At 62.2% G+C, this 14,436-nt stretch carries 12 protein-coding genes; 5 read left to right on the top strand and 7 right to left on the bottom strand.

Features of this window, described 5'->3' with window-relative positions:
* The first annotated feature begins 23 nt into the window (after positions 1-23).
* The 3 genes from mtaB to B8746_RS05395 are packed head-to-tail and all read left to right on the top strand — an operon-like array spanning position 24 to position 3,447.
* Complete coding sequence (mtaB, locus tag B8746_RS05405) at positions 24-1,304, top strand: tRNA (N(6)-L-threonylcarbamoyladenosine(37)-C(2))-methylthiotransferase MtaB (RefSeq protein WP_084392225.1); 1,281 nt, start codon at positions 24-26, stop codon at positions 1,302-1,304.
* Complete coding sequence (ftsY, locus tag B8746_RS05400) at positions 1,301-2,830, top strand: signal recognition particle-docking protein FtsY (protein ID WP_084392222.1); 1,530 nt, start codon at positions 1,301-1,303, stop codon at positions 2,828-2,830. Before mtaB ends, ftsY begins: the two co-directional genes overlap by 4 nt.
* On the top strand, positions 2,827-3,447 hold the full coding sequence (locus tag B8746_RS05395; RefSeq protein ID WP_095380827.1) for a 5-formyltetrahydrofolate cyclo-ligase: 621 nt from the start codon (positions 2,827-2,829) through the stop codon (positions 3,445-3,447). Before ftsY ends, B8746_RS05395 begins: the two co-directional genes overlap by 4 nt.
* 48 nt (positions 3,448-3,495) lie before the next feature.
* Here the strand turns inward: B8746_RS05395 and B8746_RS05390 are convergent, their stop codons facing one another.
* From B8746_RS05390 to argH, 4 genes are read right to left on the bottom strand one after another with little or no spacing between them, the layout of a single operon-like run.
* Positions 3,496-6,099 (bottom strand): DUF4175 domain-containing protein, encoded by a 2,604-nt coding sequence (locus B8746_RS05390; protein ID WP_084392220.1) that lies wholly within the window; start codon positions 6,097-6,099, stop codon positions 3,496-3,498.
* Positions 6,087-7,352: a diaminopimelate decarboxylase gene (lysA, locus tag B8746_RS05385; protein WP_084392216.1), complete on the bottom strand. Its 1,266-nt coding sequence runs from the start codon at positions 7,350-7,352 to the stop codon at positions 6,087-6,089. The genes B8746_RS05390 and lysA overlap by 13 nt, the downstream gene beginning before the upstream one ends.
* Before the next feature lie 13 nt (positions 7,353-7,365).
* Positions 7,366-7,641, bottom strand: a complete 276-nt coding sequence (gene lptM / locus B8746_RS05380) for an LPS translocon maturation chaperone LptM (RefSeq protein WP_084392213.1) — start codon at positions 7,639-7,641, stop codon at positions 7,366-7,368.
* Between the two features lie 6 nt (positions 7,642-7,647).
* Complete coding sequence (gene argH, locus B8746_RS05375) at positions 7,648-9,054, bottom strand: argininosuccinate lyase (protein WP_095380826.1); 1,407 nt, start codon at positions 9,052-9,054, stop codon at positions 7,648-7,650.
* A gap of 29 nt (positions 9,055-9,083) precedes the next feature.
* Here argH and B8746_RS05370 point away from each other — a divergent pair, with 29 nt between their 5' ends.
* Positions 9,084-9,674 carry a TlpA family protein disulfide reductase gene (locus B8746_RS05370; protein ID WP_084392209.1) on the top strand — a complete coding sequence of 197 codons (591 nt, stop codon included), beginning with the start codon at positions 9,084-9,086 and terminating at the stop codon, positions 9,672-9,674.
* Here B8746_RS05370 and B8746_RS05365 read toward each other — a convergent pair.
* Positions 9,671-10,501, bottom strand: a complete 831-nt coding sequence (locus tag B8746_RS05365; protein ID WP_084392207.1) for a hypothetical protein — start codon at positions 10,499-10,501, stop codon at positions 9,671-9,673. The two genes, B8746_RS05370 and B8746_RS05365, sit on opposite strands and share 4 nt — an antisense overlap.
* An 83-nt stretch (positions 10,502-10,584) precedes the next feature.
* On the opposite strand from B8746_RS05365, the gene B8746_RS05360 reads away from it, so the two are divergent.
* Entirely contained in the window at positions 10,585-11,250 is a 666-nt protein-coding gene (locus B8746_RS05360; protein ID WP_084392204.1) for a Fe2+-dependent dioxygenase, read from the top strand.
* On the opposite strand, the gene B8746_RS05355 is transcribed toward B8746_RS05360, so the two are convergent.
* Both B8746_RS05355 and cobT read right to left on the bottom strand, forming a co-directional pair.
* Positions 11,247-12,320, bottom strand: a complete 1,074-nt coding sequence (locus tag B8746_RS05355) for an esterase-like activity of phytase family protein (RefSeq protein ID WP_084392202.1) — start codon at positions 12,318-12,320, stop codon at positions 11,247-11,249. The two genes, B8746_RS05360 and B8746_RS05355, sit on opposite strands and share 4 nt — an antisense overlap.
* An 18-nt stretch (positions 12,321-12,338) precedes the next feature.
* Positions 12,339-14,345 carry a cobaltochelatase subunit CobT gene (gene cobT / locus B8746_RS05350; RefSeq protein WP_084392199.1) on the bottom strand — a complete coding sequence of 669 codons (2,007 nt, stop codon included), beginning with the start codon at positions 14,343-14,345 and terminating at the stop codon, positions 12,339-12,341.
* Between the last annotated feature and the right edge of the window lie 91 nt (positions 14,346-14,436).

Genomic DNA, 14,436 nt, shown 5'->3' with positions numbered 1-14,436 from the left:
GACATCCGCCCGGAAACACCGTCATGACAGATGAAACGCCCACCCGGACCCGCTCGCAGGTCATCACGCTAGGCTGCCGCCTCAACTCTTATGAGTCTGAGGTGATGCGCGGTCATGCAGATTCTGCAGGGCTAGATGATGCGATTATCGTCAACACATGCGCCGTAACCTCCGAAGCTGTGCGCACCGCGCGCCAGACGATCCGCCGGGCAAAGAAGGACAATCCCGACGCCCGAATTATCGTGACAGGCTGCGCAGCCCAGATCGACCCTGGCGAGTTTGCCGCCATGCCGGAAGTCGACCGCGTCATCGGCAACCATGAGAAGATGCAGGCCGAGACCTGGGCCGGGCGTGCGATCACCCATGGCGAGGAGAAGATCCTCGTCAACGACATCATGTCGGTAAAGGAAACCGCCGCCCACCTGATTGACGGCATGGAGGGCCGGGCGCGCGCCTATGTGCAGGTCCAGAATGGCTGCGACCATCGCTGCACCTTCTGCATCATCCCCTATGGCCGGGGCAATTCCCGTTCGGTTCCGGCGGGGGAAGTCGTGCAGATGATCCGACGTCTTGTCGAGACCGGACACTATGAAATCGTGCTGACGGGGGTCGACCTTACAAGCTGGGGCGCTGACCTGCCCGGACAGCCGCAGCTCGGCAATCTCGTCCAGCGCATCCTCAAGCTGGTGCCGGAGCTGAAGCAACTGCGAATCTCATCCATCGATGCAATCGAGATTGACGACGCCCTGTTCGAAACCATGGCTGAACCGCGCCTCGCGCCTTTCATGCACCTGTCCCTGCAACACGGCGACAATCTCATCCTCAAGCGAATGAAGCGACGGCACTCACGCGAGCAGGCAATAGAGCTCGCACACACGCTGCGCTCGATCAGGCCGGACATGGCGCTTGGCGCAGACATCATCGCTGGATTCCCGACAGAAACCGAAGAGCATTTCCAAAACTCAGTGCGCCTCGTCGAGGATTGCGGCTTGTCCTTCCTGCATGTCTTTCCCTATAGCCCGCGCCCCGGTACGCCAGCTGCGCGGATGCCACAGCTGCAAAAAACCCTCATAAAGGAGCGGGCTGCGCGCCTGCGGGCGGTCGGCGCGGATGCGCTTTCAAAGCATCTGGAGCTGCATGTCGGCAGAACGCTTGAAGTTCTGGTCGAACAGCAAACCAATGGCCGCCTCAGCGACTTTTCCCAGGTCGCACTGGAAGGCTTTGACACGCTTGAGGCTGGACGACCGGTTCTGGCGCGGATAGTCGCTCAGGACGGCAAGAAACTGATCGGGGCCCCTGTATGATCCTCTGGTTCGGCAAGAAGAAGAAAAAACAAGAGCTACAGGACGCCGGCGCTGCCATGCCGGAACCAGAGCTGAGCGCCGAGGAAATCGCCGCAAAGGAGGCCGCCGAAAAAGCCGAGGCTGAACGAAAGGCCGCTGAGCAGGCCGAAATCGAACGCAAGGTCGCTGAAGCAAACCGTGCCTGGGAAGAACGCCAGAAACGCGAACGCGAGGAAGCCGCCGCTGAAGCCGCACGCCTTGAAGAAGAAGCCCGCCGCGCTGAAGAGGCACGAGAGGCGGCTCGAAAGGCTGCTGAAGCTGCGAGGCAAAAGGCGGCGGAAGACGAAGCCGCACGACAGGACGCCGAACGCGCCGAAGCCGAAGCCAGACGCCTTGAGGAAGAGGCCGAGCGCGCCCGCAAGCTCGAAGCCGAAAGACAGGCCGCACGCGAGAAGGCTGACGCTGAGCTGAAGCTTCTGGAAGAGCGTCGCCGCGCCGAGCAGGCCCGCGAAGAAGCGCGGCTGAAGAAGGAAGCTGAAGAGGCCGAGGCCCGCCGCAAGGAAGAAGAACGCCAGGCCGCCATTGCGCGCGGAGAGCCTGACCCTTATGCCGAAATCCGCTCCCCCGGCTTCTTCGGAAAGCTGTCAGGCGGACTGTCGAAATCCTCTTCCAAGCTCGGCACCAGTCTCACCGGCATGTTCGGCGGCCGCAAGCTTGATGACGACGCTCTCGAAGACCTGGAAGACCTTCTCATTACCTCCGACATGGGCGCCAAAGTCGCGTCGCGCATTGCGACCAATCTCGGAAAAACACGTTTCGACAAGGACATAACCGACGACGAAATCCGCTTTGCGCTCGCGCAGGAAATCGAGACCATCATGAAGCCACGCGAGCAGGTGGTGGATTTCGCGGACGGCCCACGCCCGCGCATCGTGCTGTTTGTCGGCGTCAACGGCTCCGGCAAGACAACAACGATCGGCAAGATCGCTTCCAAGCTGAAGGAGCAGGGCGCGAGGGCGCTTCTGGTGGCCGGGGATACGTTCCGCGCCGCCGCGATTGAACAACTGACCGTCTGGGGGGAACGGGCCGGGATTCCGGTCCTCTCCAAGCCGACAGGCGCTGACGCGGCCGGTCTCGTCTATGAAGCGATTGAAAAAGCCAAGGCGGAAGATCTCGACCTGGTGCTCGTCGATACGGCGGGGCGACTGCAGAACAAGGCCGAGCTGATGTCAGAGCTGGCGAAGATTGTCCGTGTGACGCGCAAGCTCGAGCCGGACGCGCCTCATGACGTCATCCTCGTTCTCGATGCGACTGTCGGCCAGAACGCGCTGAGCCAGGTTGAGGCCTTCCGGCACACGGCTGAAGTCTCAGGCATTGTCATGACAAAGCTCGATGGCACGGCCAAGGGCGGCGTCCTGGTGGCGGTCGCAGAGGCCCATGACCTGCCGATTCACTTCGTGGGCGTGGGCGAAAAAGCCGAGGATCTTCAACCCTTTAGCGCAAGCGCCTATGCAAAGGCCCTGGTCGGCATCGAGGAAAAGGTTTGACTGGCACCGACAAGACCGCCCTGCGTGCTGACATGAAGCTGCTGCGTGAGGAAGCGCATGCGCGTGACCCGGATGCCGGCGAGACGCTGGCGGGGAAGTTTCCGCTTAAACTGCTCGAACGGTATGGCCCGATTGTCAGTGGCTACTGGCCGATTGGCAGTGAAATAGACCCCCTCCCCCTGATGGAAAAACTGGCGGGGGCGGACGCAAAACTGGCACTTCCGCGCCTCGAGGATGATGGCGAAATGAGCTTCCGGCTCTGGTCGCCGGGCGAGCCTCTCGAAGAGCGCCCCTTCGGCCTAAAGGAGCCTCTGGAGTCGGCCCCGAGGACCCAGCCGACGCTTGTCCTTGTGCCGCTTTTGGCCTTCGACAAACTGGGTAACAGGCTCGGTTACGGCAAGGGTCACTATGACCGCGCCCTGCAGCAAATACGACAGGATGGACGGGTGTTCGCCTGCGGTTTGGGCTTCCATGTGCAGATGCTGGACGAGCTTGCCGCAGAGCCGCATGACCAGCCGCTGGACTGGGCGATGACGGAGCGGGGCTCGGTCCCGATTTTCATGATGCGGGCTTTTGCGGGTGGTGATGGATCGGATGGCGGGCCGAGCGCTGCCTGAGCCGGAAACACCCGTCCAGAAACAGTCCAAACACCGTCCAGAAGCCGTCTAGAACCGGTCCAGAAGCCGTTCGAGGTAGTTGCGCTCTTCTTCATCGGCGGTGTCGCCATAACGCCGGCGGAGTTCTTCGAGAATGTCCTTGGCACGCTGGCGCTCGGCCTCGTCGGGAATGTCGACATTCCGTCCATCCGCCACGCCGCCCATCGGTCGCCCGAACGGGTCTGTTTGCTGGGACTGGTCACCATATTCATCGCCGAGGCGTTCGCGGCGCAGTTCATCGAGCGCACCTGCGAGCTGCTGGGCAAGGTCACGCAACTGTTCGGTGGCTTCATCCTGATTGCGCTGGGCGCGCATGGTGTTGCCATCGCGGAGCGCTTCAGCCGCGCGGCGTTGTGATCGCTCGATCGCGTTCAGAATGTCCTCGTCAACGCCGGCGAAACCTTCAGCGTCTTCGCCATCCTCCCCGCTGCCCCGACCTTCTTCTTCGAGACGGCGCTGAAGGTCCTCGACCAGATCACCAAGTCCATCCTGACGGTCTGCAAGGCTGGTGCCTTCGCCCTCGCCTTCACCCTCTTCGCCATTCGGCTGTTGTCCCTGCCGGCCGCGCTCACCGCGTTCTTCGGCCATGGTGTCGTCATTCAGCTCGCGCTGTTCACGCAGAAGGTCGGAGAGTTCGCGCAGCGTATCTGTCAGTTCGCGCTCTTCCTGCGGGACATCCTCATCGTTCTCGCCCTGCTCTCCCGGCATGCCGGGCAAGCCATCGCCGCTGCCACTGCCCTGCTGGAATTGCAGATTCTCGAGCATGTTGGTGATATCGGCGAGAAGCTGGCGCGCCTGATCGGTCGCCCCGGTCTCGGTCAGGTCAGACAGCGCATCGAGCATGTCCGCAAAATCCGATCCGCCCAGACCCGAACCACCCCCACTCTGCGCGCTGTCAGTATCGTCAGCCGGGGCCTCCAGCCCATTTGCCAGCGCCTCAGCCATGCGGGCTGCAAGATAGTTGCGGGCAGCTTGTTGAAACGCCTCCAAGCGTCTTTGAATTTCCGCTTCGGATGCACCGTCTCGCAGCGCCTCTTCCAGCGCCCGCCGGGCCGCCTGCAGGGCACGCAGCGCGTCAGCCGCCGTGCCATATTCGGCGACGAGTGCGAGCGACCAGAGAAGTGGGTCGGTTGTAGCCGCTTCATCGGTCGATGAGGCCGACTGCAGAATAGCGTCGGCATGACGAAGTCCGAAATAAATGCTGACATTCTCGAAGTAATTGGGCGCTTCATAGGTGACCGCTTCGATCATCAGAGAAGCACGCCTGATACCCGGAGGCGCGTGGTTGATCCTCTGGGTCGCCGCCGTGAAAATCGCGCCCGACTGCAGCGCTTCGTCATTGGCATTGTCTATCTCAGCGTAGGCACCTTCCTCCCGCAGGATCGTGACCCTGATATCCTGAATGGCGCGAGCAAGCGGCTGCAGCAGCAATTTTTCGGGCAAGATGAATACGACCGGCTCGCTGTCGGTTGACTGGCCAGCACCGTCGGTCGCCCTCAGCGTGGCGCGAACTTCGAGACCAGCCCAGCGGTGCCGGGTGAGATCAATCGATGTTTCCTCCTGGGTCTGCTTCGGCGTGACCGATGGCAGCTGAAGCGCGACCGGGTCGGGATCACCCGAAATCTCTGTGTCTGTCGGTTGAAGAATGAGAGCCAGAGACACAACGCCATAGTCGTCACTTGCCAACCACTCAAATTCAAGTCGGTCCGTCGGCGTCATTTCAGGTGTTGACACCCACTCCACCTGCGGCGGCGCATCGGGTGAGGCGCGGACCTGCCAGTTAGCGCGGTCGCCCCACCATCTCACGCGGATGTCGCTGTCCGCCATGATCGTGCCTTTGGCCTCGAAGGCGCCTTCGGGCGTTTCCTCGAAAGCGATTGTCTGACGATCGTCAGCCGACTGAATGCGCAGCTTCGGCGCGGACGGTGCCTGCGCCCGGACGGTAATTTCCGAACCGGCCGGAACGCGGATCGTTTCCTGGTCACTTGTCAGGAAGACGGGCGGGCGCCCGGTGTGCGGCGGCGGCGTAATCCAGGCTTCGATGCGGATTGTCTCGGCCCCGAACAGGCTGCCGAAATCTGGCGAAAAGGCGCGCTGCAGCCGCTCGCCAGCCACAGTCCATGTCATGGCCAGCAGGAGCGCCAGCACTGTCGGCACAAGATAGCGCAGATAAAGCGGGTCAAAGCGCTTCCACTGCGCCGCGAAACTCGGGACGTTGAGACGTCTGGCGGCATCGGTGAGGCGGGTTTCATGGGCGCGCCAGAGGGCGACGCCCGCAACATCCGGTCGTGATGGCCGGTCGCTGAGCATGGCGAGCGGCCGCAAATCCGACTGGCGGTCCAGAAGCTCGATGGCTTCGCTTCGCGTCGGGCCCGAGAAACGGGCCCAGCCGAGAATCCCGGACACGAGCGAGGCGATCACAAAGATGATCAGCGCCAGCGACGCAAACTTTTCAGTTGATGTATCGAGCAGTCCCGACAGGGCGATGAAAAGAAATGTCGAAACGAGGATCAGATAGGGCCAGAACGCTTTTGCCGCATACAGTCTCCACAGCGCGCCGCGGGTTCGCGCTATCTTGGACTGCACACCAGGGATGCGTTTCAGCTCAGCCAATCAGGGGTTGTCTCCAGCGCAATCATCTCGTCAAAACTCGGGCGGCGGCGCACGACGGAGAACTTGTCTCCATTCACCAGCACTTCTGCCACTAATGGTCTTGCATTGTATTGCGACGAAAGCGCGGCACCATAGGCCCCCGCTGACATTATCGCGATCCGGTCACCCTGTTCCATTACGGGCATGGTGCGCTCAGCAGCGAATTTGTCGGTCGATTCGCAGATCGGACCGACCACGTCATAGGTTGTGGTCTCGTCGCTCGCGCCGCGCTCGCGCAGAGGCATGAACTCATGATGTGCTTGATAGAGCGCGGGTCGCATCAGGTCATTCATGCCGGCATCAACGATGAGGAATGTCCGCTCCGGCGCAGGCTTGATATAGAGCGCTTCGGTCACCATTACGCCAGCATTCCCGGCGATCACACGGCCCGGCTCAAGGATGACCTGAAGGCCAAGCCCTTCGGTTACATCGCGGATCATATTGGCATACTCAGCCGGAGGCGGCGGGCTGTCGGTGTCGCGATAGGGGATACCCAGACCACCCCCCACATCGACGCGGCTGATCGAATGGCCTTTCTCGCGCAGGCGCTTGATCAGCGATACGACCCGCTCAAACGCGGCCCGCATCGGAGCAATCTGGTCGATCTGGGAGCCGATGTGAACGTCCACACCGACAGCTTCGACGCCTGCAGTCGCGGCGATCTGGTCATATGCCTTTTCCGCGTCATCCCATGGCACGCCGAACTTGTCGCCCGCCTTGCCGGTGGAGATGTTCGGATGGCCGCCTGCGGCCACATCAGGGTTCACACGGACGGCGACATAGGCTGTCCTGCCCAGCGCCTGGGCTTCTTCAGCCAGCACGGACAGCTCTGCCGCGCTTTCAATGTTGAATTGGTGAATGCCTTCGCCGAGCCCCAGGCGGATCTCCTCCCGCGTCTTGCCGACGCCCGAGAAGACGATTTTCGAGGCCGGAATTCCTGCAGCGCGAGCCCGCTTCAGCTCGCCGCCACTCACCACATCCGCGCCGCAGCCTTCCGCCGCGAGGGTTTTCAGGACGCCCAGATTGCCGTTGGCCTTTACCGAATAGGCGATGAGGCAGTCCATGCCCTCGAACGCCTCACCGATCACGCGCGCATGGCGACGGAAGGTGGCGGATGAATAGACATAGACAGGGGTTCCGACAGCGTCGGCAATGTCGTCAAGGCTGACGTCTTCGCAATGAAGACGTCCGTTGCGGTAGTGAAAATGGTGCACGAGGTGTCAGGTCCTAGCCGGCCGGGATATCGCCGAGCTCATCCTCACCGACTTCAGCGGCTGGGTCTGGCTTCGGGATTTCTCCACCGAGTGAGTTGTAATATGCGGTGTCGGCCGGCCGCTCAGGCGCAAGCGCGAATTCGACCGGTACGTCGACAGGCGTCTGTGCTTCCTCGCTCGGCGGCTCTGAAAAGATCGGCGGCGGGCGTTGCAGGTCGCCGCGAATTCCGCAGCCACCAAGAATGCCGGTCAGGGCGATACCCGTTGCGAAAAGGATCGATGTCTTCATGCCGTCTTAAGTCTCCAGGCCGAGGCGCTTTTTCCATTGTTCCACCTGCTCGCTGACGCGTTCAGGCGACGTGCCGCCATAGGACCGGCGGCTCGCTGCAGATGCCTCTACGCTTAGCACGGAAAATACGTCTTCTGTAAGGCGCGGTTCGACAGTCTGCATGGTTTGTAATGGCAGCGCCGCGAGATCGCTGCCCTCTGCTTCTGCAATGGCTACGATGCGACCAGTGACATGATGTGCGTCGCGGAATGGCATCTTCAGCTCGCGCACCAGGAAGTCTGCAAGGTCGGTCGCGGTCGAGAAGCCCTTCGCGGCGGCGGCCCGCATGGCGTCCGGGTTGAAGCTCATTGTCTCGATCATGCCGGTCATCGCCTTCACGCTGAGGCCGAATGTATCGAACGCCTCGAAGGTCAGGCGCTTGTCGTCCTGCAGGTCTTTCGCATAGGCAAGCGGAAGCGCCTTGACCGCGCCCTGCAGGCTCGCGAACTGGCCAGCGATCAGCGCGGCCTTGGCGCGGATCAGCTCAGCCGCGTCCGGGTTGCGCTTTTGCGGCATGATCGACGAACCGGTCGACCAGGCATCGGAGAGCTTGGCGAAGCTGAACTGGGCGCTTGTCCAGAGAACGATCTCTTCGGCCAGACGCGAAAGATGGGTCGCGGCAATCGCCAGGGCGGACAGGGATTCCAGTGCAAAGTCCCGCGCCGACACCGCATCGAGCGAGTTCGCCATCGGCCGGTCAAAGCCCAGCGCTTCCGCGGTCGCATCGCGGTCAATCGGGAATCCTGTGCCGGCAAGGGCGGCGGCCCCCAGCGGCGATTCGTTGAGGCGTTTCGCGGCATCGCTGCAGCGGCCCTTGTCGCGCTCGATCATCTCGACATAGGCGAGAAGATGGTGACCGAGCGTGACAGGCTGGGCAGTCTGCAGATGGGTGAAGCCCGGCATCACCGTACCAGCATTCTCACCCGCACGGGCGACCAGCGCCTTCTGCAGGGCGCGAAGCGCAATCTGAGCTTCGCTGAGCGCGCCGCGCGTCCACAGGCGGAAATCGGTAACGACCTGGTCATTGCGCGAACGGGCGGTGTGAAGGCGCCCTGCCGGCTCACCGATCAGCTCCTTCAGGCGCGCCTCGACATTCATGTGAATGTCTTCGAGCTCAACGCGGTAGGGGAAGGTTCCGGCCTCAACCTCTTCCAGCACCTTGTCGAGACCGGACTGGATCGCCTCATTGTCGGCCTCGGATATGATCCCGCACTCGGCCAGCATGTCCGCATGAGCGCGGCTGCCCGCGACGTCCTGCAGGGCCATACGCCTGTCGACATCGATCGAGGCATTGATCGATTGCATGATGTCGGTAGGCTGCGCGGCAAAGCGTCCCCCCCACATTTGCTGGCCCTGGCTTTTCTTATCCACCATATGTGCAGTCCCATCGAATGGAGTGACCCATGCCCCGTACCCTGAAGTTTGCGATACTGGCCATGATCATCGGATTGGTCGTTGTCGTGTCTTTTGCATTGCTGAGCGCGACTTCCAAGGGTGGAAGTTCCGATCCGATCGAGAAACTTGCAACGGGCAGCCTTGCCAAGCTCGACACAAGCAGGAAAGGCGCTGTCATTTCACAGGCAAAGTTCGAAGGACCGGATGGCCGTGAGGCGAGCCTTTCAGACTTCAGGGGCAAGACCACGCTCGTCAATTTCTGGGCGACCTGGTGCGGGCCCTGCGAGCGCGAAATGCCGTCACTGGCCGCACTCGAGACCCAGAAGGGCGGAGACAATTTCCAGGTCATCGCGATCAGCGTCGATGCAACCGAGGACAAGGATTATGCGATCCAGCGCCTTGAGGAGCTGACCGGCGGCGTGCTCGATTTCTACTTCGCCCCGCCGGAGAAATGGGAAGTGGTCTATGACAGTAGCGCCCGCGGCTTCCCGACAACCGTCATCTATGACGAGGAAGGTGTCGAGATCGCCCGGCTTGCTGGCGAAGCCGACTGGAATTCCTATGAGGCCGCGGCGCTCGTCGACGCGATCACCAATTAACGGATCGCCGACAGTTCCAGCTGAACGCGGGAAATCTGGGCTGCAACCTGGTCAACCGGTGCGGGGGTGGAGTCTGCCAGCGGCGCGCCAGACCAGACGGCCTTGAGCACATCCAGCTCCGTGCGCACTGCCTCGCCCTCCGGGCCTTCGAGGTCAGCGGCATAATCCTGCGCGACGGTGACAAAACCATAGGCGTCCTGAAATTCGCCGGCATTGACGATCTCGCCGTCAACGACACCGACCCGGTATTCAGCCAGCGTCGTATCCATCAGGAAGTTGAGAATTTCCTTGCTGGACCCACCGGCCTTGTCTGCAAGCATGGCGAGGTTTTCTTCGGCGGCTGTGAGATCTGATTCGATTTCAGATGATGCCGTCCCGGCTTCAAGTGCAGCGGAGATCCGCTCGAATAGCGGTGCGTCGAAACCAAGCTCGTCGAGGCCTTCGCGTTCGCTTGCGTGAGTTTCGGAGACAGGGTGGAGCAGGTGCGGGGCGGCCTGTTCAGGTGCGCCGGCACGGTACAGTGCGAGGCCTGCTTCGACATGGCCGCGCATGAATGCGAGACGGTTTTCGGTCGGCAATGTATCCATGCCGTGACCGGCTTCACCGCCTTCACCTTCGCCGCCTTCGCCTTCTCCGGCATAGGCCGCGCCCTCGCCTTCCCCTTCGCCCGCATAGGATGCGGAGTCACCGGCCTCGCCGACGGCTGCGGCCTCTCCTTCTCCAGCTTCTCCCTCACCGCCTTCGCCACTGCATGCTGCGAGCGAGGTTGATCCGATCAGGGCAGCCGCCAGCCCGAAGCGGACGAGATTGCGGGGTGTGAAAGACATAGATGACTCCGGTGCTATGCAGTAATGACAAGTGCAGCCTCATCGACTACTGCAAATCATTCTCATACTCAACCGGAAACCCCATGTTCCTTACGATACCTGGCATCCTCAGCAAGACTGACGTCAAACGCGTTCTTGAGAAAGCCGGGGCGCTTGACTGGCGTGACGGCCGCGAGACCGCTGGTCGGACGGCCCGCGCTGTGAAGTCGAACCTGCAGGCCGACCTCAAATCGGAGGCCGGCCAGGGCCTGCACGATTTCCTGATGTCTGCCATCTCGGCCGATGCGACGATGAAAGCCATGGCGCGGCCCAAGCGATATTCGCGCCTCCTGCTCAGCCGCACCGAGGGAGGCGGCCATTACGGCTTTCATGTCGACAATGCGCTGATGTCCACCGATGGACGCCAGATGCGCACAGACCTGTCCTTCACCCTGTTCCTGAGCGCACCTGAAACCTATGAGGGCGGCGAATTGCACCTGCTGACCGCAGCGGGCGATTTCATGGCCAAACCCGAGGCGGGGACGATGATCCTGTATCCGTCCGGGGCGATCCACCAGGTGAAACCGGTCACGAAAGGCTCACGCATTGCCTGCGTCGGATGGATCGAAAGCCGTATCCAGCGAGCCGACCAGCGCGAGATCCTGTTCGATCTCGAAAGCACTCGCGCTGCGCTGCCAAAAGGGACACGGGAACAGAAACTCATCCTCGACAAGACGATTTCCAATCTCATCCGGATGTGGGCGAGCTAGGATTTCAGCTCGAACACGAAAAGCAGCGTTTGCTGATCCTTGCTGAAATTGTCATCCGCAATCAGGAAGATCCGCGTCGGGCCGGCGGAGGTGTCGACGGCGATGCCCTCGAAATTATCCACCGTCAGCGGTTTCTGCAGCCTGGCCAGGACGCGCGTGCCGGCCTCATCAGACTGTCGGACATAGATCGTATTGCCGGTGAGCGGATTATAGGCCCGCTGCAGGCTGAACAGGCCAGCTGGCGAGGTGTCCATGCCGACAAGAGGCACGCCGCTGGTCTCCAGCCAGGAGTCGCGCGCAAAGAGCGCATCGCCACGCTCGGAAATGGTCGCGACAGGTCCCTTTCCATTGATCACGGTCTCAAGGCCAACCGACAGCTTGTCGCCGTCCAGCGCCAGGGCCTCGGCACCGGCATTGCCCCTTATGGACTGGCCGAGTGTCTGCGGGCGCGAGCCAATGTCCGCGACCTTGATGCCGCGCGCATTCGCCCCGCAGAGACCGTAATTGAAGGCGAGGACCCTGTGATTGCGCTCGAAGCTGACCAGCGCGACACCGTCGCGATAGGCGAGACCTTCGGCGTCCGCATCTTCCTTGCCGGAGACGATATCGCCATTGGCGTCCTGCATGAAGGCAATGGAGGCCTGACCGGTCGGCTGCAGGCCAGCCTGGTCAAAGCCAATGCGGACGAAAGCGCCGCTGTCAGACACGGCGAGGAGGTCGCCGTCCGGCAGGACATCGAGACCTGACAGCCCGCCAAAGGACGCCACCGCCGAGGACAAGGCCCAGCCGCCCCTGAACTCCAGTCCCTTCAGGGCTTCGGCAACGTCTTCTGCATCGCCGAGCGCGACGGGCTCGACGTCGATAAGTGTCGAGATCTCGAATCCGCGCTGGTCGCCATTGGGGCATGACTGCGTTTGCAGCGCCGACAGCCTGTCAGAGAACGACCAGAGCGCCGCATTTTCCAATGATATGGCGGGATCGGGCGAGGATGCCCGGCACGCTGCAGCGAGCAGAAGCGCGCCGAAAATCCATCTGGGTGTCTGCATCGTCCAGCCCTCGCCGACATTCATGGTCCTGACGATCTTGCCTCAGGATTTCGACGCTTTGCGGGCAACTTCCTGAAAACTTGTTGTCTTCACATCGCGGCTGGAAACCTTGCTGCCATAGCGGGGGCCGCCGGGGCTGGTGGTTGAGACGCCACCAAAACTGCGGGACTCGCCGCGAAGCGGTGGCACAACCATGGCGGACGGCTCCGGCGCGTTCCCCTTCTCGTCAAAAAGGCTGGCCAGCTGTTCCGTCATGGCACCGCCGAGCTGTTCGGCATCGACGATGGTCACAGCGCGGCGATAATAGCGGGTGACATCGTGGCCGATGCCGATGGCGATCAGCTCGACCGGGCTGCGGCCTTCGATCTCGGCAATGACCTGGCGCAGATGCCGCTCAAGATAGTTGCCGACATTGACGCTGAGTGTTGAATCATCCACCGGAGCGCCATCGGAAATGACCATCAGGATCTTGCGCTGTTCGGGCCGGCCGAGAATGCGCTCATGCGCCCAGAGCAGGGCTTCGCCGTCAATATTCTCTTTCAACAGACCCTCGCGCATCATCAGGCCGAGATTGCGGCGGGCGCGGCGCCATGGGGCGTCGGCGGACTTGTAGATGATGTGGCGCAAATCATTGAGCCGGCCCGGGCCAGCGGGCTTGTTCGCCTTCACCCAGTCCTCGCGCGCAAGACCGCCCTTCCAGGCCTTTGTCGTGAAGCCGAGAATCTCGACTTTCACGCCGCAGCGCTCCAGCGTGCGGGCCAGAATGTCGGCGCAGAGCGCGGCCACCATGATGGGCCGGCCTCGCATGGAGCCGGAATTGTCGAGCAGCAGCGTCACGACCGTATCGCGAAATTCGCTGTCGTCTTCCTGCTTGAAAGAAAGCGGCGCTGTCGGATCCGTGATGACGCGGGTGAGGCGGGCCGTGTCGAGCACCCCTTCTTCCAGATCGAAGGACCAGGACCGGTTCTGCTGCGCCATGAGGCGGCGCTGCAGCCTGTTCGCGAGCTTCGAGACGGCGCCCTGCAAGGCCTGCAACTGATGATCGAGATAGGCGCGAAGCCGGGTCAGTTCTTCTGCGTCGCAGAGATCTGCGGCATTGGCGATCTCGTCATGCGCCTTGGTGAAGACGCGGTAGACGAAATCCGCCTTGTCGTCGCCTTCGCGGAAGTTCGGCCGGAGTGGCTTTGAGCCATCATCGGTCTCGTCGACATCATCATCGCCTTCGGATTCGGCGTCCGCATCGACACTGACATTGGTTTCTTCGCCTTCGACGTCATCGCTGTCGCCGGCCTCCATCTCTTCCATGGAGCTGCCGTCCGTGTCGTCGCCAGCGTCGGGGTCATCGCTCGCAGCGGACTGCTCGTCCTGCTCGCTTTCCTCTTCGGTTTCGGACTCGTCGTCGGCTTCCTCGCCCGACTCGTCGCCGGCTGTCAGGTCCTTGATGAGCTGCTGGACGGTTTTTGCGAATTCGCGCTGGTCGCTAAGTTGCTCGATCAGCTTTTCGAGCGTGTCACCGCCGCGCTCATTGACTTCTTCACGCCAGAGGGATGCGATGCCTTCAGCTTCCGGGGGCAGGGGCCGACCGGTCAGCTTCTCGCGCAGCAGGAATTCGAGTGCTGGCGCTATGGGCGCGTCTGTCCGGTCCTGCATCCTTGAATAGCCGGCCTTCTCGCAGCGGGCCGAAAGCGCCGCATCAAGATTGCGCGCCGTGCCGTCCATGGCACGCGAGCCGATGGATTCGATCCGGGCGCGTTCTGCCGCTTCATAGACCTGACGCGCCATCTCGCCCGAGGGACGTTCGGCGCTATGGGTGACGGGGTCGTGGTGCGCCATGCGCAGGGCGAGCGCATCGGCCTCGCCGCGAGCGCGGGCGGCCTGCGCCGGGGACAGTTCACGCGGCGGGGTCTGCAGGATAAGGCGGCCATCTTCGGCGCGGCCCGCTTCGGCGCTGAACGAGGTTTCGACGTCACGCGCCTGGCTCATCGCCTTTGCGGTTGCCGCAAGCGCCTGCTTGAAAAGTTCGAAAGGCGTGTCGTCCGTCTTGGCCATGCTGCTGACATAGCGCTTAAGTCGGCCGATGCGAAGAGCCGAGAGCGGCTTGATTGCAACTCACCCAACGTCACGGTCTCGCCCGAAGCAA

The organism is Henriciella pelagia, assembly GCF_002088945.1.
GTDB lineage: Bacteria > Pseudomonadota > Alphaproteobacteria > Caulobacterales > Hyphomonadaceae > Henriciella > Henriciella pelagia.
Note: the sequence above shows the minus strand (reverse complement) of the source record. Positions and strands in the feature narration are given on the sequence as shown.

Coding starts and splice junctions, on each gene's coding strand:
- ftsY (WP_084392222.1), top strand. CDS start 1,301: ATGATCCTCTGGTTCGGCAAGAAGAAGAAAAAACAAGAGCTACAGGAC.
- lptM (WP_084392213.1), bottom strand. CDS start 7,641: ATGAAGACATCGATCCTTTTCGCAACGGGTATCGCCCTGACCGGCATT.
- cobT (WP_084392199.1), bottom strand. CDS start 14,345: ATGGCCAAGACGGACGACACGCCTTTCGAACTTTTCAAGCAGGCGCTT.
- B8746_RS05365 (WP_084392207.1), bottom strand. CDS start 10,501: ATGTCTTTCACACCCCGCAATCTCGTCCGCTTCGGGCTGGCGGCTGCC.
- B8746_RS05370 (WP_084392209.1), top strand. CDS start 9,084: ATGCCCCGTACCCTGAAGTTTGCGATACTGGCCATGATCATCGGATTG.
- B8746_RS05360 (WP_084392204.1), top strand. CDS start 10,585: ATGTTCCTTACGATACCTGGCATCCTCAGCAAGACTGACGTCAAACGC.
- argH (WP_095380826.1), bottom strand. CDS start 9,054: ATGGTGGATAAGAAAAGCCAGGGCCAGCAAATGTGGGGGGGACGCTTT.
- B8746_RS05355 (WP_084392202.1), bottom strand. CDS start 12,320: ATGAATGTCGGCGAGGGCTGGACGATGCAGACACCCAGATGGATTTTC.
- mtaB (WP_084392225.1), top strand. CDS start 24: ATGACAGATGAAACGCCCACCCGGACCCGCTCGCAGGTCATCACGCTA.